20 protein-coding genes are annotated in these 23,338 nt (G+C 44.5%); 18 read left to right on the top strand and 2 right to left on the bottom strand.

The genetic code is table 11. From position 1 onward, the window contains the following. Positions 1 to 29: 29 nt before the first annotated feature. The 9 genes from xseA (at position 30) to spo0A (ending at position 11,290) form a co-directional block, all read left to right on the top strand. A complete protein-coding gene (xseA, locus tag J7I80_RS16550; protein ID WP_214739544.1) occupies positions 30 to 1,388 on the top strand; it encodes an exodeoxyribonuclease VII large subunit in 1,359 nt (452 codons plus the stop codon). Next, positions 1,378 to 1,611, top strand: coding sequence for an exodeoxyribonuclease VII small subunit (locus J7I80_RS16555; RefSeq protein WP_167831504.1), 234 nt, complete (start codon positions 1,378 to 1,380; stop codon positions 1,609 to 1,611). Before xseA ends, J7I80_RS16555 begins: the two co-directional genes overlap by 11 nt. Before the next feature lie 2 nt (positions 1,612 to 1,613). Continuing rightward, positions 1,614 to 2,507 carry a polyprenyl synthetase family protein gene (locus tag J7I80_RS16560; protein ID WP_214739546.1) on the top strand — a complete coding sequence of 298 codons (894 nt, stop codon included), beginning with the start codon at positions 1,614 to 1,616 and terminating at the stop codon, positions 2,505 to 2,507. A 349-nt stretch (positions 2,508 to 2,856) separates the two neighbouring features. Beyond that, positions 2,857 to 4,749, top strand: a complete 1,893-nt coding sequence (dxs, locus tag J7I80_RS16565; protein WP_214739548.1) for a 1-deoxy-D-xylulose-5-phosphate synthase — start codon at positions 2,857 to 2,859, stop codon at positions 4,747 to 4,749. 3 nt (positions 4,750 to 4,752) lie between these two features. Next, entirely contained in the window at positions 4,753 to 5,601 is an 849-nt protein-coding gene (locus tag J7I80_RS16570) for a TlyA family RNA methyltransferase (protein WP_214739550.1), read from the top strand. A gap of 562 nt (positions 5,602 to 6,163) precedes the next feature. Continuing rightward, positions 6,164 to 6,613: a transcriptional regulator AhrC/ArgR gene (gene ahrC / locus J7I80_RS16575; protein WP_041967930.1), complete on the top strand. Its 450-nt coding sequence runs from the start codon at positions 6,164 to 6,166 to the stop codon at positions 6,611 to 6,613. Positions 6,614 to 6,629: 16 nt separating this feature from the next. Beyond that, positions 6,630 to 8,321, top strand: coding sequence for a DNA repair protein RecN (gene recN / locus J7I80_RS16580; protein WP_214739552.1), 1,692 nt, complete (start codon positions 6,630 to 6,632; stop codon positions 8,319 to 8,321). A gap of 124 nt (positions 8,322 to 8,445) precedes the next feature. Next, complete coding sequence (gene spoIVB / locus J7I80_RS16585) at positions 8,446 to 9,732, top strand: SpoIVB peptidase (RefSeq protein WP_214739554.1); 1,287 nt, start codon at positions 8,446 to 8,448, stop codon at positions 9,730 to 9,732. 760 nt (positions 9,733 to 10,492) lie between these two features. After that, positions 10,493 to 11,290: a sporulation transcription factor Spo0A gene (spo0A, locus tag J7I80_RS16590; RefSeq protein WP_214739556.1), complete on the top strand. Its 798-nt coding sequence runs from the start codon at positions 10,493 to 10,495 to the stop codon at positions 11,288 to 11,290. A gap of 211 nt (positions 11,291 to 11,501) precedes the next feature. On the opposite strand, the gene J7I80_RS16595 is transcribed toward spo0A, so the two are convergent. Then, on the bottom strand, positions 11,502 to 11,642 hold the full coding sequence (locus tag J7I80_RS16595) for a YycC family protein (protein WP_023627393.1): 141 nt from the start codon (positions 11,640 to 11,642) through the stop codon (positions 11,502 to 11,504). Between the two features lie 41 nt (positions 11,643 to 11,683). Between J7I80_RS16595 and J7I80_RS16600 the strand changes: the two genes are divergently transcribed. Next, positions 11,684 to 12,418, top strand: a complete 735-nt coding sequence (locus J7I80_RS16600) for a glycerophosphodiester phosphodiesterase (protein ID WP_214739558.1) — start codon at positions 11,684 to 11,686, stop codon at positions 12,416 to 12,418. Between the two features lie 5 nt (positions 12,419 to 12,423). Here J7I80_RS16600 and J7I80_RS16605 read toward each other — a convergent pair whose 3' ends face one another. Further along, positions 12,424 to 12,687 (bottom strand): DUF2627 domain-containing protein, encoded by a 264-nt coding sequence (locus J7I80_RS16605; protein WP_214739560.1) that lies wholly within the window; start codon positions 12,685 to 12,687, stop codon positions 12,424 to 12,426. A 213-nt stretch (positions 12,688 to 12,900) separates the two neighbouring features. Between J7I80_RS16605 and J7I80_RS16610 the strand changes: the two genes are divergently transcribed. The 8 genes from J7I80_RS16610 (at position 12,901) to J7I80_RS16645 (ending at position 23,328) form a co-directional block, all read left to right on the top strand. Next, on the top strand, positions 12,901 to 14,961 hold the full coding sequence (locus J7I80_RS16610) for a sigma-54 interaction domain-containing protein (protein WP_214739562.1): 2,061 nt from the start codon (positions 12,901 to 12,903) through the stop codon (positions 14,959 to 14,961). A gap of 132 nt (positions 14,962 to 15,093) precedes the next feature. Next, a complete protein-coding gene (yqiS, locus tag J7I80_RS16615) occupies positions 15,094 to 15,999 on the top strand; it encodes a phosphate butyryltransferase (protein WP_214739564.1) in 906 nt (301 codons plus the stop codon). Positions 16,000 to 16,026: 27 nt separating this feature from the next. Continuing rightward, a complete protein-coding gene (gene bcd, locus J7I80_RS16620) occupies positions 16,027 to 17,121 on the top strand; it encodes a branched-chain amino acid dehydrogenase (protein WP_192470720.1) in 1,095 nt (364 codons plus the stop codon). A gap of 196 nt (positions 17,122 to 17,317) precedes the next feature. Then, the gene (gene buk, locus J7I80_RS16625; RefSeq protein WP_214739566.1) at positions 17,318 to 18,403 is read left to right on the top strand and encodes a butyrate kinase; all 1,086 of its coding nucleotides are present in this window, start codon (positions 17,318 to 17,320) and stop codon (positions 18,401 to 18,403) included. Positions 18,404 to 18,481: 78 nt separating this feature from the next. Continuing rightward, entirely contained in the window at positions 18,482 to 19,903 is a 1,422-nt protein-coding gene (lpdA, locus tag J7I80_RS16630; RefSeq protein ID WP_214739568.1) for a dihydrolipoyl dehydrogenase, read from the top strand. Between the two features lie 71 nt (positions 19,904 to 19,974). After that, positions 19,975 to 20,970: a thiamine pyrophosphate-dependent dehydrogenase E1 component subunit alpha gene (locus J7I80_RS16635; RefSeq protein ID WP_214739570.1), complete on the top strand. Its 996-nt coding sequence runs from the start codon at positions 19,975 to 19,977 to the stop codon at positions 20,968 to 20,970. 12 nt (positions 20,971 to 20,982) lie between these two features. Next, positions 20,983 to 21,966: an alpha-ketoacid dehydrogenase subunit beta gene (locus J7I80_RS16640; RefSeq protein WP_144476445.1), complete on the top strand. Its 984-nt coding sequence runs from the start codon at positions 20,983 to 20,985 to the stop codon at positions 21,964 to 21,966. A gap of 45 nt (positions 21,967 to 22,011) precedes the next feature. Beyond that, positions 22,012 to 23,328 (top strand): dihydrolipoamide acetyltransferase family protein, encoded by a 1,317-nt coding sequence (locus tag J7I80_RS16645; RefSeq protein WP_214739572.1) that lies wholly within the window; start codon positions 22,012 to 22,014, stop codon positions 23,326 to 23,328. Positions 23,329 to 23,338 lie beyond the last annotated feature (10 nt).

Genomic DNA, 23,338 nt, shown 5'->3' on the forward strand with positions numbered 1-23,338 from the left:
CTGACATGTTCCACAAAAGGAGTTTACCAATGGATAATCAGCGTTATCTAACCATCAACGCGTTAACCAAATACATAAAGCGAAAATTTGATGCCGACCCTCATCTTCAGGGCGTTTATATTAAAGGGGAAATCTCCAACTTCAAAAGGCATTCAAGCGGCCATATGTATTTTACTCTCAAGGATGAGAAAGCCAGAATCCTTGCGGTCATGTTCGCGGGAGCCGCCAGATCCATGAAGTTCAAGCCTGAAAATGGTATGAAAGTCTTGGTCAGGGGAGATATCTCAGTGTACGAAGGCAGTGGCCAGTACCAGGTATACATAAAAGAAATGAAAACCGATGGAGTGGGCGACTTATTTGTTGCTTATGAGCAGCTGAAGAAAAAGCTTGAGCAGGAAGGCCTTTTTTCACCAAAGTACAAGCAGCCTATTCCGAAATATCCAAAAGCTGTCGGCATTGTTACTTCGCCAACGGGAGCTGCAATCCGCGATATATTAACGACAATCAAGAGAAGATACCCCATTACCAAGGTGCTTATTTTCCCGGCACTGGTACAGGGAGACCAGGGAGGGCCTTCCATCGTGAGGGCAATCGAGAAGGCGAATGAAAGGGCAGACATTGATGTTCTGATCATCGGACGCGGAGGCGGATCGATTGAGGAACTCTGGAACTTCAATGAGGAAACTGTAGCAAGAGCGATTTTTGCCTCGAAAATCCCGATTATTTCTGCTGTGGGCCATGAAACAGACTTCACCATCGCTGATTTCGTTGCAGATATGAGAGCTCCAACGCCAACTGGTGCGGCTGAATTGGCTGTCCCTCATATCCAGGAACTGGTCGAAAGGGTAATGAACAGGGAAACCAGACTGATGAGGGCGATGAGGGAGAAAGTGTTCTTCCAGCAGGAACGCTACCAGCGGTTGATCAGGTCTTACGCTTTCCGCTATCCAAGGAAGCTGTATGAGCAAAAGCTTGAACAAGTCGACAAGCTGACAGAATCTCTGACCCGAGGAGCCGGGAAACTATATGCTTCAAAAAATGATGCTCTTGTTCAGCTGAAGAGGAGATTGGATCGAAGCCACCCGGAAGAACTGAGGAAGCTGTCCGCTGAAAGACAGATAAGGACAACTAGAGCTTTAAACCGGGCGATGACTTCCGTTTTGTCTGAAAAGCGAAAAGAGTTCAACGGGATCGTTTCTACACTTGAAGCATTAAGCCCGCTGAAGATCATGGACCGCGGCTATAGCCTGGCATATACAGACGACGGGGAACTGATTAAGACAGTCACCCAGGTAAAACCCGAACGGAAAATTAATGTAAAGCTTTCTGACGGAAGCATTCAATGTATTGTGACAGATATCGAGGAGAGTGATAACGATGGCAGATGAAAAAAAACTAAGTTTTGAACAGGCAATGGACCAACTTGAAAGCATTGTTGAGAAGCTGGAAGAGGGCGATGTTCCTTTGGAAGAAGCGATCTCTTTTTATAAAGAAGGAATGGAATTATCCAAACTTTGCCATGATAAGCTAAAGAATGTGGAAGAACAGCTAGCCCAGATCATTACAGAAGATGGACGGACTGAAGGATTCTCCATAAATGAGGAGGAATAGTATTGCATCCTGTTTCACTTGACTCTTTTACCATAAAATATAAAACTCTCGTCGAGGAACGGTTAAGGGAAGCGGTTGGTGCCCTTGAGACACCGGAGAATCTTGCGAAGGCGATGCTTTATTCGCTGGAGGCTGGAGGAAAAAGGATTCGACCGCTGCTGGTATTCGCTGTAATCGATGCATTTGGAAAAGACCCGCAAAATGGAGTCGATGCTGCCGCGGCGATCGAAATGGTCCATACGTATTCGCTGATTCATGATGACCTGCCAAGCATGGACGATGATGATCTAAGAAGGGGCAAGCCGACGAACCATAAAGTATTCGGGGAAGCGACTGCCATCCTGGCAGGGGATGCTCTTTTGACATTAAGTTTCAATATGCTGGCAGACATTCCTGAGGCATCGGCATCAGCTAACGTTAAACTGGCATTGATCAAGGGATTATCTGTTGCTGCTGGTGCACCCGGTATGGTGGGCGGGCAGGTTGCAGATATGGAAGGGGAAAATAAGAAGCTCACACTTGAGCAGCTTGAATATATCCATATTAATAAAACAGGAAGACTACTGGAATACAGTATCCTTGCCGGAGCTGAAATTGCCGGAGCGACTGCCGGACAAAAGGAAGTATTGTCCAAGTTTGCCTACCATATTGGCCTTGCATTCCAAATACGTGATGATATCCTCGATCTTGAGGGCAATGAGGAAATGATCGGCAAGCCTGTTGGGAGCGATACAGCAAACGAAAAAAGCACGTATCCTGCGTTGCTTGGATTGGCTGGGGCAAAAGAAGCACTTGATTACCATTTGCGGAGCGCGAAAGAATCCCTGAGCAAAAGCGGTTTAGAGGTGGGAATTCTTGAACAGATCACAGATTTAATCGGACTGCGTAATCATTAGAGCAGTCATTGAGAATAGTTCGATAGTGTGCTATAATTGGCTGTTAGCACGGTAGTGTTGGCAGCTTTTTTACATAAAGCTGTATTCGCATTGAGCATGCTTTTCGAGCATATACATCTCCGTTTATTAAATGGTAATCGAGACTTATATGGACAGTTCTGAACTGGAATAATGATCAAATCCGTCCAAAATAAGAGATTACGAAAAGAACACTACATAAATAAGCGATATTTCTATGTATAGCTTGAAAACCATTCTTTACTTAATATATGTTATTACTAACAACTTTTTTAGTTATAGGATAAAAAGTGCGGAATAATAAGTCAGAAATGAAAGTGAGTGGTCCGAAATGGATCTTTTATCAATAAAAGACCCTTCCTTCTTGAAAAATCTTTCGACTAAGGAATTGGAAGAGTTAAGCGGGGAGATTCGGCAGTTTTTGATTGAAAAGTTATCAGTTACGGGCGGGCACATCGGACCTAATCTGGGTGTTGTCGAACTGACGATTGCGCTCCATAAGTGTTTTGACAGCCCGAAGGATAAGTTTCTTTGGGATGTTGGGCACCAATCATACGTACATAAAATCCTGACTGGAAGAGCGTGTCAGTTTGACACGTTAAGGCAGCATAAAGGACTGTGCGGTTTTCCAAAAATGGTTGAAAGTGAGCATGATGTCTGGGAAACGGGACATAGTTCGACTTCACTTTCAGCTGCAATGGGGATGGCAATTGCCCGGGACCTGAAGGGCGAAAACTCCCACATCGTTCCGATTATCGGTGATGGTGCCCTTACAGGAGGCATGGCTTTAGAGGCGTTAAATCATATCGGTCATGAAAAAAAGAAGCTTATTGTCATTTTGAATGATAATGAAATGTCGATTGCCCCTAATGTGGGCGCATTGCATAGTGTGCTCGGCCGCCTTCGGACTGCCGGTAAGTACCATTGGGTAAAAGATGAACTCGAATATTTGTTAAAAAAGGTGCCTGCTATTGGCGGTCAGCTCGCGGCGACTGCTGAAAGAATAAAGGACAGCTTAAAGTATCTCTTTGTATCAGGAATCTTTTTCGAGGAATTAGGGTTTACATATCTTGGGCCAGTAGATGGACATGATTATGATGATCTGTTTGAAAACCTTGCATATGCAAAAAAGCAGGAAGGACCTGTATTATTGCATGTCATTACGAAAAAGGGCAAAGGGTATAACCCGGCTGAAAATGATAAAATTGGCACATGGCATGGAACCGGACCTTATAAGATGGAAACCGGTGATTTTGTCAAGCCAGAATTCTCACCACCAGCCTGGAGTAAGCTGGTTAGTGAGACAGTAAGGAAAATCGCGAGGACCGATGAACGGATTGTGGCTGTGACACCGGCGATGCCTGTCGGTTCTAAGCTTGAGGGTTTTGCCAGCGAATTCCCTGACCGGATGATTGATGTCGGGATTGCTGAGCAGCATGCGACAACTTTTGCAGCCGGTCTGGCGACGCAAAATATGAAGCCATTCCTGGCGATTTATTCAACCTTCCTGCAGCGCGCATATGATCAGGTGGTCCACGATATTTGCCGCCAGAACTTAAATGTGTTCATTGGTATTGACCGCGCAGGACTTGTGGGCGCTGACGGGGAAACACACCAAGGCGTATTTGACATTGCCTTTTTAAGGCACTTGCCTAATATGGTATTGATGATGCCAAAGGATGAAAATGAAGGACAGCATATGGTATACACTGCAATAAAATACGATGAGGGCCCGATTGCAATGCGTTATCCTCGAGGCAATGGACTAGGTGTACCGATGGATGAAGAGCTGAAAGAAATCCCGATTGGTACCTGGGAAGTACTTCGTGAAGGTGAAGACGCGGCCATCCTGACATTTGGCACAACAATCCCGATGGCTATGGAAGCAGCAGAAATACTTGCAAGGCAGGGCGTATCAGTAAAAGTAGTCAATACCCGCTTTATCAAGCCTCTCGACGAAGAGATGCTGGTGGGCATCCTGAATAAAAACATGCCGATCCTGACAATCGAGGAAGCTGTCCTGCAGGGTGGATTTGGAAGCTTCGTGCTCGAGACGTCGCATGACCTGGGTTACCAGCATGTAGAGATAGACAGGATGGGTATTCCGGATCAATTCATTGAGCATGGCAGTGTCGATAAGCTTCTTGATGAAATTGGAATGACAACAGAGGATGTCGTCTTGCGGATGCAAAAGCTTGCGAGACAGAAACAAAAAAGGGCGTAGCAAATGAAAATCAAAAAGGAAAGATTAGATGTACTGCTTGTTGAACGCGGCCTTGCGGAGACAAGGGAGAAAGCTAAACGGACAATCATGGCAGGGCTCGTCTACACGAATGAAAATCGGTTGGACAAACCGGGAGAAAAGGTTAGCAGTGACATTCCCCTGACGGTAAAAGGGAATGTCCTTCCATATGTTAGCCGTGGAGGACTGAAGCTTGAAAAGGCATTAAAGGTTTTTGACCTTGATGTCCAAGGGAAAACACTGCTGGATATCGGGGCTTCGACCGGCGGCTTTACCGATTGTGCCCTTCAAAACGGAGCTGAGATGAGCTATGCTTTGGATGTTGGCTACAATCAGCTTGCCTGGAAGCTGCGTCAGGACGAACGTGTCGTCGTGATGGAGCGAACAAATTTCCGTTATGTGAAACCGGAGGATCTAATTAAAGGGATGCCGAATTTCGCAAGCATTGATGTATCTTTCATATCCCTTCGTCTTATTTTGCCCGTGCTCAAAACACTGCTGACAGCAGGCAGCGATATCGTCGCTCTTGTCAAGCCGCAATTTGAGGCGGGAAGAGAACAGGTCGGCAAAAAAGGAATCGTGCGTGACAGGAAAGTTCATGAACAAGTCCTGGACAGGATCATTTCTTTTTCGATTGCAGAGGGCTATGATGTGATCAATTTGAGCTTTTCGCCAATCACCGGCGGAGATGGCAATATTGAATTCCTGCTTCACCTGCAGTGGAACGGCATCGGAGAAGAAAAAGGGAAACTGCTGCTGAATACGCAGCCTGAAGCAGTCGTTACCGCAGCGCATAATGAACTAAAATCAAAGCAAACTAGCGAGGAAGAATAGGTTGGATCAGCCTGTTCTTTTTTGTGTGATTTAAATAGTTACTGGAATGGTATTCTATACACCAAAGAATTTTCCAGTTTAAAAAACCTTAATAGTTGTTTTGGGGGCTCTCTTAGAGCCCAATGTTTTTTTAAGCTCCTGTTGATTGTAGTGGAAGGCGCGTAGACTCCTCCGAAAATGCAAACGCATTTCCATCGTGCGTGGGCAGGTTCGAGGAAGCACAATCAATGTCCTACGGGAAGAGCTAGACATGGGGAGAACCCGCAGACGCATAAAGAGCCGAGAAGGCTCCCCGACTGCAAGGAAGAATTTGCTGTTTGAAAAAGCCGGCAGTTGGGCTTTTTCATAATTCTGCCCGCGGAAAGCGAAGCGCCTGGAACGAAAATCAACAGCCAAATAACAAGTGTCATTTTTTTCTTGAATTTCTCGTTATAGGAAGTTCACCACTTCGTCAATTCCGCCGATAACTTTTGCCGAAAGTCCACGAATGATTGTACATTCTGTTGAAATCGGCTAACATATGAGTATATGAATGTTTCGGATATATCCAGGGGTGATATTAATGAATAAAGGACAGCGACATATAAAAATCCGCGAGCTGATCGCGAGCAAGGATATCGAGACGCAGGATGAACTGGTGGACAGGCTGAAAGCTGCCGGCTTTAATGTTACACAGGCAACAGTTTCCCGTGATATCAAGGAGCTCCATCTTGTGAAGGTTCCTTTGATCGATGGCAGATACAAATACAGCCTCCCGGCAGACCAGCGTTTCAATCCTTTGCAAAAACTAAAAAGGTCATTAATGGATGCTTTTATCCGCATCGATCAGGCAGGCCACCTGCTAGTGATGAAAACCTTGCCTGGCAATGCCAATGCGATCGGGGCATTGATTGATAATCTCGATTGGGAAGATATTCTTGGCACGATTTGTGGGGACGATACCATCTTGATTATTTGCCGTACTCCAGAGGATACTGAGCAAGTCACAAATCGTTTTCTCGAAATGTTGTAAATGAGGTGACGTTTGCTTGTTAAATGAATTATCGATTCGAAACTTTGCTATTATTGAATCATTATCCGTTTCTTTTAATAAAGGACTAACCGTACTCACCGGAGAGACAGGCGCAGGAAAATCCATTATCATCGATGCCATCCACCTTCTAGTGGGTGGGAGGGGCTCGGCCGAATTCGTCCGCCATGGTGAAGATAAGGCTGAAATTGAAGGTTTGTTCCATCTTGAAGGGGAAAATCATCCAAGTTATGCGAAGGCATCTGAGTTTGGCATTGAAATTGAAGACGCCATGATTGTCTTGAGAAGGGATATTTCAGCGAGTGGGAAAAGTGTTTGCCGGATCAACGGCAAGCTCGTCACGATTGCTGTTTTGCGTGAGGTGGGCTCAACTTTGATCGATATTCATGGTCAGCATGAGCACCAGGAATTAATGGATGAGACGAAGCATATCACTCTTCTTGATCAATTTGGAGCAGAGGAAATCCTGCCTGCACTTCAGGAATATCAACACGTCTTTCGATCTTTTGAACAAACACAGAAAAAGCTGAAGAGCCTGAGTGAAAATGAACAGCAAATGGCTCACAGACTTGACTTAATCCAATTCCAGCATGATGAAATCCTAACGGCTGATTTAAGGATCAATGAGGATGAGGAGCTTTTCGAAGAGAAGCGCAAGCTTGGCAACTTTGAAAAGATTTTTGAGAGTATTCAGACCAGTTATACAGCATTGCAGGGGGAGCAAAAGGGCCTTGATTGGATTGGTCTGGTCATGGACAATCTTCAGAATGCAGCAGAATTGGACCCTGACTATAAGAATATTGCTGACGCAGTTGCGAACAGTTTTTATATGCTTGAAGATGCTGCAAGGACAATCAGGAATGAACTGGATTCTCTTGAATATGACCCTCAGCGCTTGAATGAAATTGAGGACAGGCTGAACGAAATTAATCAGTTGAAACGGAAATACGGAAGTACGATAGAAGAAATCCTGGAGTATTCTTCAAAAATTGAGGAAGAAATCGAGACACTTCAGAATAAAGAAGTACATATTGGCCAGATGGAAAAAGAGCTAGCATCACTTAAAAAAGATTTGCGCATCGAGGCCAATAACTTGACTCAAACTCGCAGGAAATATGCTAAGAAACTTACGAAATTAATCCATAAAGAATTAAAAGAGCTGTATATGGAGAAGACAGTATTCGACCTGAGAATTGACTCCAATACAGACCATTTCCATAAAAGCGGCGCAGATAAGGTTGAATTTTATATTTCAACAAATCCGGGCGAACCTTTGAAACCTTTGTCAAAGATTGCTTCCGGCGGAGAACTTTCCCGGATCATGCTTGCACTGAAAAGTATCTTCTCTAAACATCAGGGTGTCACCTCCATCATTTTCGATGAAGTGGATACAGGAGTCAGCGGCCGCGTGGCTCAATCAATTGCAGAGAAAATCTACAATGTCTCGACTGGATCCCAGGTTCTTTGCATTTCGCATTTGCCTCAGGTTGCCGCGATGGCCGATACTCATCTGTATATCGCAAAGGTGATAAAGAGTGGAAGGACCAGAACATCCGTCACTCCGCTGTCTCCATCTGAGAAGGTAAAGGAGATCGTCAGAATGATTTCAGGGGTCGAAGTTACCGACCTGACGAAACAGCATGCTGAAGAATTGCTGCGACTTGCACAGAATATGAAGGCTATAACATGAAAAGCTATCCATAAAGGGTAGCTTTTTTATTTTTATACAGGTTATAAATGCGGGGAGTCGAGGCAAAATTAAAGATGTAGCCATTTCGATGTGTGTGGACTAGAAGCGAGGAGAGTGAAATGAATTGAAGAAAGATTTTCTCAGAAAATTTATTGGTGGAATTCTCCTTGTTTCATTAATTGCTTTAGGATTTGCAAAACCAGTACAAGAATATTTGTCTATTCCAGGAGATATAACGTTATTCGAGGGGCAAAAGCTTGATTTCCAGGCAAATGCAATACAGGTTACTGCTCCAGTAAAAGACTCAAGTATCGGAGTGAACCAACAAGGTGAAACCTTGACGCTTGAGGCGAAAAGGCATGGGAAGGATGAAATGGTCCTTGAATTAGCGGGCTTCCCTGTTAAAAAAGTCGATGTCAATGTCCTGAAGGATTTCAAGGTCAGGCCAGGCGGTCAATCTATAGGAGTAAAATTAAATACGGTAGGTGTCCTTGTGGTCGGACATCACCAGGTGCAGGCTAATGAAGGAAGAGTATCGCCAGGTGAAAAAGCTGGCATAAAAAAAGGTGATATTATCACTGAAATCAATGGACAGCAGATTGAAAAAATGGCAGATGTTGGCCCGTTTGTAAAGCAAGCGGGAGAAAACGGCAAGCCCTTGGATGTTGTAATCAAAAGGGAAAATGAAAAAGTCAAAACCAAACTCCAGCCAGAAAAAGACGTAAATGAAAACACATATAAGCTAGGGTTATATATACGTGATTCAGCTGCAGGTATCGGAACGATGACATTTTATCACCCGCAGTCAAAAAAATATGGAGCACTCGGACACGTCATTTCTGACATGGATACGAAAAAACCGATCGTCGTTGGGGATGGCCAAATTGTGAGATCAACTGTTACTTCGATCGAAAAAGGGGGAAAAGGGAACCCGGGGGAAAAGTTGGCTCGCTTTTCATCAGACCGGGAAGTCATTGGGAATATCAAAAGAAACAGTCCTTTTGGGATCTTTGGTGAACTGAACAAGGATATTTCAAATGGAGTATTTGATAAACCTCTGCCTATAGCTCTTTCTCATCAAGTAAAAGAAGGTCCAGCGAAAATCCTGACGGTTGTTAATAATGACGAGGTGAACCTTTTTGATATAGAAATCGTCAGCACCATCCCTCAAAAGTTTCCAGCAACAAAGGGCATGGTGATAAAGGTAACCGACCCTGAGTTATTGGAAAAGACAGGTGGAATTGTCCAGGGGATGAGTGGAAGTCCTATTATCCAGGGTGACAAGCTAGTAGGCGCTGTAACTCACGTCTTCGTAAATGACCCAACAAGCGGATATGGAGTTCACATAGAGTGGATGCTGAATGAAGCTGGCATCGACATATACGAAAAACCAAGAGAGCAGGCAAGTTAACACAGGAATTCGGCGGCGGCAAATAGCCGCCTTTTCTTTGTTTTCTCGAGGGCATGACGGACAGAAATGGCATGATAAACATGCAAAAGTGTCCATCATCACCGGCATGACGGACAAAACTCCATGGGAATCCTGAAAAAGTGTCCACCATCACCGGCATGACGGACAAAACTCCATGGGAATCCTGAAAAAGTGTCCATCATCACCGGCATGACGGACAAAACTCCATGGGAATCCTGAAAAAGTGTCCATCATCAGCGGCATGACGGACAAAACTCCATGGGAATCCTGAAAAAGTGTCCATCATCACCGGCATGACGGACAAAACTCCATGGGAATCCTGAAAAAGTTTCCATCATCACCGGCATGACGGACAAAAACCCATGGAAATCCTGAAAAAGTGTCCATCATCAGCTGCTATGTTGAGGGACAGCAACCATTACAACTGGGGTAAGCTTTCGTCTATGAGGTTCACAATCAGCTCCGAGGAAAGTGAAGTGCCTGAACGGAAATCAGCACAAACCAATCTTGAAACCCTGAATATGAAGATTATTCGACAAAATCACCAACCTTTTTTTGTCAACTGACGAAATTAGTCGAAAAACAAAGGAAAATGAAGCATTTATAAGAAAATATTACTTTTTTAAGAAAAAATTAAAAATAAGAGGAATTTCTGTTGCATTGTCGAATTAGTCATTTAGAATAGAATTTAGAGAAGATAATATTTGTGATCATAATTGGATTGAGGAGGAACCAAGTAGTGAACAAAATAAAAGTATGCGTTGTTGATGACAACAGAGAATTAGTAGGTCTTCTTGAAGAGTATATTTCTTCACAGGATGATATGGAGATTGTAGGGGTTGCCCATAATGGCCAGGAATGCTTAGAAATGCTGGAAGATACAGATCCAGATGTTTTGCTTTTAGATATTATTATGCCGCACCTCGACGGATTGGCGGTCCTGGAAAGACTTCGTGATATGAAGAAGGGAATCATACCGAATGTTATCATGCTGACAGCATTTGGCCAGGAAGATGTAACCAAGAAGGCAGTAGAGCTAGGGGCATCCTACTTCATTCTAAAGCCTTTCGATATGGAGCATCTGGCAGGACATATCCGCCAGGTAAGCGGCAAGGCAAAATCAGTAGCCCGAAAACCATCTTCATCAATCAATTACGGCAGAGCAAATGCTGAAAACAAGCCTAAAAACCTTGATGCTAGCATTACAAGCATTATCCATGAAATTGGTGTTCCTGCCCATATTAAAGGCTATATGTATTTGCGTGAGGCCATTTCCATGGTTTATAACGATATTGAACTTCTTGGCTCGATCACAAAAGTCCTCTATCCTGACATCGCCAAGAAATTCAATACAACGGCAAGCCGTGTAGAACGTGCCATCCGCCATGCGATTGAGGTTGCGTGGAGCAGAGGGAATATCGATTCCATTTCCTCGTTGTTTGGATATACTGTTTCAATGTCGAAGGCAAAGCCAACAAATTCGGAATTCATCGCGATGGTCGCTGACAAGCTGCGCCTTGAACACAAAGCTTCTTGAAAGAGTTAGGCATTTTAGCTATTTATTCATAACATTTTAGGATAAACATCTTACTTTATCACGGTTTTGCCGTACTAAAGTAAGATGTTTTTATATGTTTGAAATTTGGTGAAACCTGTGTATGCATATTATCATGTATATGTACTAAGGATGCTTTGCTATAACACAATGGTGCGTAGATTAAAAAAACGCCTTAAAGGCGTCTTGAGATCTACTTTTCTTTCTCTTTTTCAAGTTCCGTTAACTTTTGAATAAGGATATGCTGAGGCATATGCATGATTTGTTCAATAGGTACACCGAGTTTTTCGGAAAGCTTAACAGCGGTTTCCGCAGAGATATGTAATGGTCTCATTGTTTTTACCTCCAAATTTAAAAAGATAGGTGTGATGGTTTATGACTCTTATTTTAGCACATCGCGGCTATGCAGCAGAATATCCAGAAAACACTATGCTTGCCTTTAAAGAAGCAGAAAAAGCAGGTGCAGATGGCTTGGAGCTCGATGTCCAAATGACTAGAGACGGTGAGCTGGTCGTGATTCATGATGAAAAGGTCGATCGAACTACCGATGGAACTGGACTGGTAATGGATTATAAATTCGAGGATTTAAGAAAGCTGGATGCCCGTTTCAAATTTAAGGAAACACCAGAGAAAGAACAGATTCCTTCTTTGGCCGAAGTCCTGGAATGGTTATCTGGTACCTCGATGGTATGCAATATCGAATTAAAAAACAGCATAATTCCTTATGAAGGTATGGAAGAAAAGGTAATCAATATGGTGAGGGAGTACGATTTATCAGACAGGATTATCATTTCCTCCTTCAACCACTACAGCATTGTCCATAGCTATTTACTGGCTCCTGAGATTGAAATCGCACCCCTGCTTTCTGAAGGCTTATACATGCCCTGGATTTACGCACAGTCAATCAAGGCGAAAGGCTTTCATCCGCACTGGCGGGCTGCGCCTGATCAAATCGTTAAGGCTTCACTTGAGAGCGGAATCGAAGTAAGACCATACACGGTAAATAAAGAGACTGAGCTGGAAAGATTGTTCATGGTGAATTGCAGTGCGCTCATAACAGATGATCCAGCAAAGGCAAAAAGAATCAGAGAAAAAATAAAACAGGCCTAATAATCTCAAGGCCTGTTTTGCTTTTTATTGCTATCAGGAATTCGGAAAAATGCCTGGACTTTATTTTTTTTTCGATCACGATGCAGGATAAAACCAGCGATGAACCCCAATCCAGCCAGGAAAAAGAGAAGTCCCGCCAGGAATTGGAGCCATAAGAATGGGAAAGGTGCATGCAAAATCCCAAACACCATGTCGCGCATCAGTTTTACCCCTAAAGCAGCAATGACGCCTGGTATCAACATAATGATTAATGCTATGATCCTGATCATTTGGTTTCCCCTCGTTATGTGTCCTCATCTAAAAAGTATACTCAACCCCGTGTTTTTTCGCAATATAAGATGCTCATACGGAATTGTCTGCAGAAGAGTTTGAAAACAAAGAAATTTGTCAGCGCATTCAAAAAGAATTACAATAATAGTGAAAGATTTTGCAGACTATAAATTTGTTCCATGAAATATTTTTCTAGATATGTGGTGGATATTATGCAAAGAGTAATGATTGTAGGCGCGGGTAAGGGTGGAACTGCCATTCTTGACATTTTCAAGCAGACTGCAGATGTGGTTGCAGTGGTGGATCTCAATCCTGATGCTCCAGGGATTATCGCAGCGCAAAATGAAGGCATTCAAACCGGGACAGACTGGCATACGTATATGTCTGACCAGTTGGATATTATCATTGAAGTGACAGGTGAGGAAGAGGTCTTTAAGGAATTAAGGGATGCTCGCGGTAAAAACACTGTGCTGATACCGGGTAGTGTCGCATTCCTACTGGCCACTCTTTTAGAAGAAAAAGAAGAATTGATAAAAACTCTCAGGAAAATTACATATGAACATAACTTGATATTTAATTCTTCTGGTGATGGCATGGTTGTCATCAATACAGAAGGAATCGTAACGTTGTTCAACAAAAGCGCAGAAAAAATAACAGGAACAACAAGTGAACATGCAGAAGGCAAACATGTCTCCGAAATCATACCAACCAGCAAGCTTCCAAGAGTACTGAATACAAGGAAGATAGAGGCGAATCAGGAATTAATGCTTCCGAATGGGTCTAAAATCATCACGACAAGGATACCGATCATAGATGAAAATGACCAACTGATTGGAGCATTCTCTGTTTTTAAGGATATAACTGAAGTTGTGAATCTTGCGGAAGAGATAACGAACTTAAAAGAAATCCAAACAATGCTTCAGGCCATCATAAACTCCAGTGACGAAGCCATTTCTGTAGTAGATGAGGATGGACGGGGAATCATGATCAATCCTGCTTATACCAGGATAACCGGACTTCAGGAAGAGGAAGTAATCGGGCAGCCGGCCACCGCTGATATATCTGAAGGCGAGAGCATGCATATGAAGGTGCTCAAGACGAGAAGACCGGTCCGTGGTACAGCGATGCGGGTTGGACCCAATAAAAAAGAGGTTGTTGTCAATGTTGCGCCTATCATAGTAGATGGGAAGTTAAAGGGAAGTGTCGGGGTTATCCATGATATGTCGGAGATCCAGAGCTTGAATCGGGAGCTGACACGAGCAAGGCAGATTATCAGGACGCTTGAAGCGAAATACTCGTTCGAGGATATTATCGGTCAATCAGAGGAAATGACAATTCCGATTGAACAGGCAAAGCTGGGTGCAAAAACTCCTGCGACTGTCCTCCTTCGCGGGGAGTCAGGAACAGGCAAGGAATTATTTGCCCATGCGATTCACAATGCCAGCGACCGGAAGTTCAACAAGTTCATCCGGGTAAACTGCGCAGCGATTTCAGAATCACTGCTCGAAAGCGAACTCTTCGGCTATGAAGAAGGAGCATTTTCAGGTGCCAAACGCGGCGGGAAACGAGGGTTCTTCGAGGAAGCCAATAACGGCAGTATCTTCCTTGATGAAATAGGTGAATTGCCTGCCAACACCCAGGCTAAACTGCTCAGGGTTTTGCAGGAGAGAGAGATTGTCCGGGTTGGAGGAACGAAGCCTGTAGCAATCAATGTCAGGGTCATAGCTGCAACGAATATGAACCTCGAAAAGGCGATTGCGAATGGCAGTTTTAGAGAAGACTTATATTATCGTCTGAACAGGATGCCGATTCATATTCCTCCTCTGAAAAGAAGGAAGGAAGACATACCGCTCCTCTGCGAAAGATTGATTCAAAAAATCAATCAAGATTATGGTCGTAACGTAGAAGGAGTTTCTGAGGAAGCAATTAAGAGGCTGATGGCGTATGATTGGCCCGGAAATGTCAGGGAGCTCGAAAATGTCCTTGGCCGTGCCATCATATTCTTGAGCTACAGCGAAACAATTATCCGAATGGAGCACTTACCTGATTTGCAGAACAGCCAAGTGAAGGAAAAAGATGATCACTTTGGCGAAGCTGTCCCCGCTGAAACTCTTGCAGTCCAGCTGGAAAAGTATGAGGCTAAGGTAATCAAGTCAACTCTCAAGGCTGTGAAAGGAAATAAAACAGCTGCGGCCAGAGCTTTAGGGGTGTCGGTAAGAAATTTATATTACAAGCTCGAAAAATATAACATTGAAGCAAATAGCATGCAATAATTTTCATACCCTGCAATTTATTGCACAATGTTTTTCAGGAAAAGTAAAGCGTTTTCAACAATTTAAGTTGGCACAGTTCTTGCATATATAATTAGTGGTGATGCGAGAAGAACAGAAAGGGTTGAAACAGTCATGAAACTAGACTCACTTATCAGCATGGCATCCCAAGGTGGCAGGAAAACAGTAGCTGTTGCAGCCGCAGAAGACTCTGAGATTTTAGAAGCGGTTGCCAAAGCTGTCGAACTGGAACTTGCCCATTTTCTTCTTTTTGGACACAAGGAAGAAATAGAGCAGATGATCGCAGCGAAGCATCCAGACCTTGCGGACAGCAAGGGGATTGAAATCATTTCCGCGTCAAATAATAATACTGCAGCAGAAATGGCTGTGAAAGCAGTCAAGAACAAAGAAGCCAATGTCTTAATGAAAGGTAATATACCTACTGCTGTGATTTTAAAAGCTGTCCTGAATAAAGAATATGGCCTGAGGAGCGGGACGGTACTTTCACATGTGGCGGTTTTTGAAGTGCCAGGCTACGATCGATTCACAATCGTAACCGATGCAGCGATGAATATTTCACCGGACGTTGAGCAAAAAGCACAAATCATCAAGAATGCAGTAAAGGTAGCACATTCTATCGGAATTGATATGCCGAAAGTGGCACCGCTGGCAGCCGTAGAAGTGGTCAATCCAGCGATGCAGGCGACAATAGATGCTGCGTCATTAACAATGATGAACAAAAGAGGACAAATTCCCGGTTGCATTGTGGATGGGCCGCTTGCCCTTGATAATGCGGTGTCACAGCTTGCTGCAGAGCACAAGGGAATCAAAAGTGAGGTTGCGGGCCAGGCGGATATACTTTTAGTCCCTGCAATCGAGGTAGGAAATGTTCTATATAAATCATTAATGTACTTTGCCAACGCAAAGGTTGGCGCTGTCATTGCCGGGGCTAAAGCTCCAATCGTGTTAACATCCAGGGCGGACACAGCTGAAAGCAAGCTATACTCACTTGCATTAGCGTTATGCTCTGCTGCTAAATAATTACATAAACCAGGGGAGGAATTAGGTATGGAAATTTTCAAGTATCTAGAACAGTACGATTATGAGCAGGTTGTATTTTGCCAGGATAAACAATCAGGATTGAAAGCAATCATCGCGATTCATGATACGACTCTTGGACCAGCATTGGGCGGAACTCGTATGTGGACTTATGCATCAGAAGAAGCGGCTATCGAGGATGCACTTCGCCTTGCTAAAGGCATGACATACAAGAATGCTGCTGCTGGCCTTAACCTTGGCGGCGGAAAAACAGTTATTATCGGAGATCCTCGCAAGGATAAGAACGAAGAGATGTTCCGTGCGTTCGGCCGTTATATCCAGGGCTTGAACGGAAGATATATTACTGCTGAAGATGTAGGTACAACTGTTGCAGACATGGACTTAATCCATGAGGAAACAGACTATGTCACTGGTATCTCACCAGCGTTCGGTTCATCAGGAAATCCTTCTCCGGTAACAGCATATGGCGTGTACAGAGGGATGAAGGCAGCTGCTAAGGAAGCGTTCGGAACGGATTCGCTTGAAGGAAAAACAATCGCTGTTCAGGGTGTAGGCAACGTGGCATTTAATCTTTGCCGCCACCTCCATGAGGAAGGTGCCCAGCTGATTGTTACGGATATTAACAAGGAAGCTGTACAAAGAGCGGTTGAGGAATTCGGTGCAAAAGCAGTTGAACCGGATGAGATCTACAGTGTAGACTGTGACATTTACGCACCATGTGCATTAGGCGCGGTAATCAACGACGAAACAATTCCTCAGTTAAAGGCAAAGGTTATTGCTGGTGCCGCTAACAACCAGCTCAAGGATACAAAGCACGGAGATATCATCCATGAAATGGGAATTGTTTATGCTCCGGATTATGTTATCAACGCTGGCGGTGTAATCAACGTTGCAGATGAGCTTTACGGCTATAATGCTGAGAGAGCAATGAAAAAGGTTGAAACGATTTACAACAACATCGAAAAAGTAATTGAAATTGCTAAGAGGGATGGACTTCCTACTTATAAAGCGGCTGACCGTATGGCAGAAGAGCGTATTGAGAGAATGCGCAACTCCCGCAGCCAATTCCTGCAAAACGGCCACCATATCCTAAGCCGCCGTTAATTAAGTCTTTTTTCGTCACCTTTGTTGCTTCTTGTGTGAAAAGAAATTTTATGCAAAGAGCAACATTCGAAAACAGCCTTAATGAAAGGTTCCGCAGAGAGCGCTGAATATTTGTTTCGGCGCCTCTGCTGTTTCCTAAATGCTACTGACGTATTGCGGATTTTAGGGTATCCGCAAGCTAATTGGAGGTTTAACTGTGCAACAAACAGAACATCGGATTCTAGTCATCAATCCAGGATCTACATCAACGAAAATTGGAGTATATGATAATGAGGTATCCGTATTTGAAAAAACGATCCGGCATGACTCAACTGTCATAAACTCTTATGAAACCATCATCGACCAATACGAATTCAGGAAGAATACGATACTTGAAACGCTTGATACGGAAGGAATCAACATTTCAAAATTAAGTGCTGTTTGTGGGCGCGGCGGGCTTTTACGGCCAATCGAAGGCGGAACATATGCAGTGAATAATAAGATGCTCGAAGACCTGCGAGCGGGTTATTCTGGCCAGCATGCTTCAAATCTTGGAGGTATTCTTGCCTATGAAATCGCATCTGGTTTGAATATCCCTTCCTTTATCGTCGACCCGGTCGTGGTCGATGAACTTGACCCGGTAGCTCGAGTGTCAGGATTCTCCCTTATTGAACGAAAAAGCATCTTCCATGCCTTGAATCAAAAGGCAGTCGCACGCAGGGTCTCAAAAGAGCTAGGTAAAAAATATGAAGAATTGAACTTGATTATTACTCACCTTGGCGGAGGGATCACTGTAGGGGCCCATAAAATGGGAAGGGTTGTCGATGTGAATAACGGTCTGCATGGCGATGGTCCTTTCAGTCCCGAGCGTGCAGGTACAGTACCGGCAGGCGACCTTGTGGAATTATGTTTTTCTGGTGATTACTTCAGGGAAGAAATCATGAAAAAACTTGTCGGCCAGGGTGGTCTAGTAGGATACCTTGGAACGAATGATGCGATAAAGGTCGAAAAGATGATCAAGCAAGGAAATTCGAAGGCAAAGCTTGTATACGAAGCGATGGCTTACCAGGTAGCAAAGGAAATCGGTTCTGCCAGTGCCGTCCTTGCTGGGAAAGTAGATGCGATTGTTCTGACAGGCGGTCTTGCATATGGCAAAGAGTTCGTCCAGGAAATCTCTGAACGGATCAACTGGATTGCAGACGTCATTGTCCACCCGGGAGAAAACGAATTGCAAGCCCTTGCTGAAGGAGCCCTTCGTATTTTGCGAAGTGAAGAAAAAGTAAAAGAATATCCGGGCAGGTAGGATGGCTGGCTTTAAGGATCAGTCAGAACCTCAGTAAACAAATAAACGATATAAACCATATATAGAGGAGGGATTTAGATGGCTCAAGAATATGATTTGGTCATTCTCGGGGGCGGTACAGGCGGATACGTTGCAGCAATCAGAGCTTCTCAGCTTGGCTTGAAAACTGCCATCGTTGAAAAAGGAAAGCTTGGCGGAACATGCCTGCATAAGGGCTGTATCCCCAGTAAGGCATTGCTCCGCAGTGCTGAGGTTTATGCCACAGCAAAGAAAAGTGAAGATTTTGGCGTGACGACAGGTGAAGTTCGCGTCAATTTCACAAAGGTACAGGAAAGAAAAGAAAAAATCGTCGAGCAGCTGCACCGTGGTGTACAGCACCTGATGAAACAAGGCAAAATCGATGTTTATGAAGGTTTGGGAAGGATTTTAGGTCCATCCATATTTTCACCAATGCCAGGAACCATTTCTGTTGAGATGAACAATGGCGAGGAAAACGAGATGCTGATTCCGAAGAATGTCATCGTTGCGACAGGTTCAAGACCAAGAACTTTGCCTGGGCTTGAAGCGGATGGCCAATACGTGATGACTTCTGATGAAGCGCTTGTTATGGAGGATCTGCCTAAGTCGATCATCATCGTTGGCGGAGGCGTAATCGGGATTGAATGGGCATCCATGCTTGCAGATTTTGGGTCTCAGGTTACAGTCATTGAATACGCAGACCGTATCGTTCCCACTGAGGACAAGGATGTTTCAAGAGAAATGCAGCGCGCAATGAAGAAAAAAGGCGTAAAAATCATAACGAACGCCAAAGTCTTATCAGAGACCCTGCAAAAAGGCGATGGTGTCACGATCAGTGCTGAGGTTAAAGGCGAAATGAAAGAATTCACTGCTGAAAAATTGCTTGTTTCTGTAGGGCGCCAGGCGAATGTTGAAGGAATAGGCCTTGAAAATACAGATATTCAGCTGGAAAGAGGTTTCATCCAGACGAACGAATACTTCCAGACAAAGGAATCCCACATCTATGGAATTGGTGACGTGATTGGCGGTTTGCAGCTAGCTCACGTGGCATCACATGAGGGTATAGTGGCTGTTGAGCACATTGCCAATCAAAATCCACACCCAATCGATTATACGCTCGTCTCAAAATGTATTTACAGCTCTCCAGAGGCCGCGAGCGTTGGACTGACTGAAGACGAGGCAAAAGAACAAGGTCACGATGTAAAGATAGGCAAATTTTCTTTCAAGGCAATTGGAAAAGCGCTTGTATATGGTGAATCCGATGGTTTTGTGAAAATTGTAGCTGACAAGGAAACCAATGATATTCTGGGTGTCCATATGATCGGCCCGCATGTAACAGATATGATCTCAGAAGCGGGACTTGCGAAAGTGTTAGACGCTACACCATGGGAAGTTGCCCATACAATCCATCCGCACCCGACATTGTCTGAGGCCATCGGCGAAGCAGCCTTGGCTGTGGATGGCAAAGCAATCCATTCTTAATATATATTTTGAACAAGAGCTCTTTTACCTCAGGTAAAAGAGCCTTGTACGAACAATTGGGAGGTATAAAGATGGCAGAAAATCGTCACGCTGCACTTGGCTTAAGTGATGAAAAAGTTTTGGAAATGTATGAAACAATGCTGTTGGCCCGCCGGCTGGATGAGCGGATGTGGCTGTTGAATCGTGCCGGAAAAATTCCGTTCGTTATTTCCTGTCAGGGACAGGAAGCGGCACAGGTAGGAGCTGCTTTTGCCCTGGATCGTGAAAAGGACTATGTGCTTCCGTACTACCGTGATATGGGAGTGGTCTTAACTTTTGGCATGACTGCAAAAGACCTGATGCTTTCCGGTTTTGCCAAAGCGGAAGACCCGAACTCCGGGGGACGTCAGATGCCTGGTCACTTCGGTCAAAAGAAGAACCGGATCGTGACTGGATCTTCACCTGTTACGACTCAAGTTCCTCACGCAGTCGGTATCGCTCTTGCAGGCAAAATGGAGAAGAAGGATTTGGTAACATTCGTTACGTTTGGAGAAGGTTCATCAAACCAAGGTGACTTCCACGAGGGTGCTAACTTTGCCGGCGTTCATAAGCTTCCAGTCATTTTTATGGTAGAAAACAATAAATATGCGATTTCGATCCCTTACGAGAGACAGGTCGCAGCTGAAAAGGTTTCAGACCGTGCAATCGGTTATGGCATGCCAGGCGTCACTGTTGATGGAAACGATCCTTTAGAGGTTTATAAAGTGGTCAAGGAAGCTGCTGACCGCGGACGCCGTGGTGAAGGACCGACTCTTGTCGAGGCTGTATCCTACCGCCTGACTCCACACTCATCAGATGATGACGACAGAAGCTACCGCGCTCCAGATGAGGTTGCGCAGGCTAAGACGAAGGACCCGATCATTACCTTCGGCGCATATTTAAAAGAAAATGGCATCATGAATGATGATAGTGAAAAGGAAATTAACGATCGAATCATGAAGCTGGTCAATGAAGCAACCGATTATGCTGAAAATGCACCGTATGCAGAGCCTGAACATGCTCTGAAATACGTATATGCTGAAGAGTAAGGGGGAACGGAAATGGCGGTAATTTCTTATATAGATGCAGTTACATTGGCAATCAAAGAAGAGATGGAAAGAGACCCGAGAGTTTTTGTCCTCGGTGAAGACGTTGGTAAAAAAGGCGGGGTATTCAAAGCGACACAGGGCTTGTACGAAAAGTTCGGTGAAGACCGGGTAATCGATGCACCTCTGGCAGAGTCCGCTATTGCAGGTGTCGGGATTGGTGCCGCAATGTACGGTATGCGCCCAATCGCTGAAATGCAATTCGCAGATTTCATCATGCCTGCTGTAAACCAGATCATTTCAGAAGCGGCAAGAATCCGTTACCGCTCAAACAATGACTGGAGCTGTCCGATGGTTATCCGTGCTCCATATGGCGGCGGTGTCCACGGAGCGCTTTACCATTCACAGTCTGTAGAGGCAGTTTTTGCGAACCAGCCTGGCTTGAAGATCGTAATGCCTTCGACTCCTTATGATGTAAAAGGATTGTTAAAAGCTGCGATCCGTGATGAAGATCCTGTATTATTCTTCGAACATAAGCGTGCTTACCGCTTGATCAAAGGCGAAGTTCCTGAAGACGATTATGTTCTTCCGATCGGCAAAGCTGACGTCAAGCGTGAAGGCGAGGATATCACGGTCATTACTTACGGCCTGGCAGTACACTTTGCGCTGCAGGCAGCTGAAAGACTTGCAAAAGACGGGATTTCCGCCCATATTCTTGACCTTCGAACAGTATATCCATTGGATAAAGAAGCAATTATCGAAGCTGCTTCGAAAACTGGTAAAGTCCTTCTTGTGACAGAAGACAATAAAGAAGGCAGCATCATGAGTGAAGTTTCTGCGATTATTGCTGAGCACTGCTTATTTGAATTGGATGCACCAATCAAGAGACTTGCTGGCCCGGATGTACCAGCTATGCCTTACGCTCCAACAATGGAGAAGTATTTCATGATCAATCCTGATAAAGTAGAAAAAGCAATGAGAGAGCTTGCCGAATTTTAACATAGTCACATTGGATATAGAATGATGGAGAAGGAGGGTCAATCTGTGGCAATCGAACAAATTAAAATGCCTCAATTAGGTGAGAGTGTAACTGAGGGGACAATCAGCAAGTGGCTGGTTTCCGTTGGTGACAAAGTAAATAAATACGATCCACTTGCAGAAGTCATGACCGACAAAGTAAATGCTGAGGTACCATCTTCATTTTCGGGTACAATCAAAGAATTGATTGCGGGTGAAGGGGATACATTGGCAGTTGGTGAGATAATCTGTACGATTGAAATTGAAGGCGGAACTTCTGATGCAGCACCAGCAGCGGATGCAGCTGCTTCAACTTCAGCAAGTGCCGCTCCAGCTTCAGAACAAGCAGCGGATGAAGGAAGCAAAGCTAGATATTCACCTGCTGTATTAAAGCTGGCTCAGGAGAATAACATAGATTTAACCCTGGTCAATGGAAGTGGAGCTGGCGGAAGGATTACGCGCAAAGATATAAAGCAAATCATTGAATCTGGCAATATTCCACAAGCTTCAGCACAGAAAGAAGAAGTAAAAGAAAATACACAAACTCAAGCTGCAGTATCACAGCCAGCAACACAAACTCAAGCTGCAGCCCCATCACAGTCTGCAGCACCAGCCCCAGCACCTTCAGTACCAGTGGCTGTCGGTGACATTGAGATACCTGTGACTGGAGTCCGCAAGGCGATTGCCGCTAACATGCTTCGCAGCAAGCACGAAGCTCCGCATGCATGGACGATGGTAGAAGTGGATGTTACGAATCTTGTAGAGTACAGGAATGGCCTTAGGGATGATTTTAAAAAGAAAGAAGGCTTCAACCTTACATTCTTTGCTTTCTTCGTGAAGGCAGTTGCCCAGGCATTGAAGGAATTCCCGCAGATTAATTCCATGTGGGCTGGAGATAAGATCATCCAGAAAAAGGACATCAATATTTCCATTGCAGTCGCTACCGATGATGCCCTTTTCGTTCCTGTCATCAAGAATGCAGACGAAAAAACAATCAAAGGCATTGGCCGTGAAATCAATGAGCTTGCTCAAAAGGTGCGCACAGGCAAGCTTCGTTCCGAGGATATGCAAGGCGGAACATTCACAGTCAATAACACAGGTTCCTTCGGTTCCGTTCAATCAATGGGAATCATCAACTACCCGCAGGCAGCGATTCTCCAGGTAGAATCGATCGTTAAGCGCCCTGTCGTCATGAATAATGGCATGATTGCTGTCCGTGATATGGTGAACCTCTGTCTGTCCCTTGATCACCGTGTGCTCGATGGCCTGGTTTGCGGCCGCTTCCTTGCAAGGGTTAAGGAAATCCTAGAGAATACATCAAAAGAGACAACGTCCATCTATTAATAAATATGCA

Origin of the sequence: Bacillus sp. ISL-41 (assembly GCF_018613235.1) — a bacterium.
In the GTDB taxonomy this organism is placed as follows: domain Bacteria; phylum Bacillota; class Bacilli; order Bacillales; family Cytobacillaceae; genus Mesobacillus.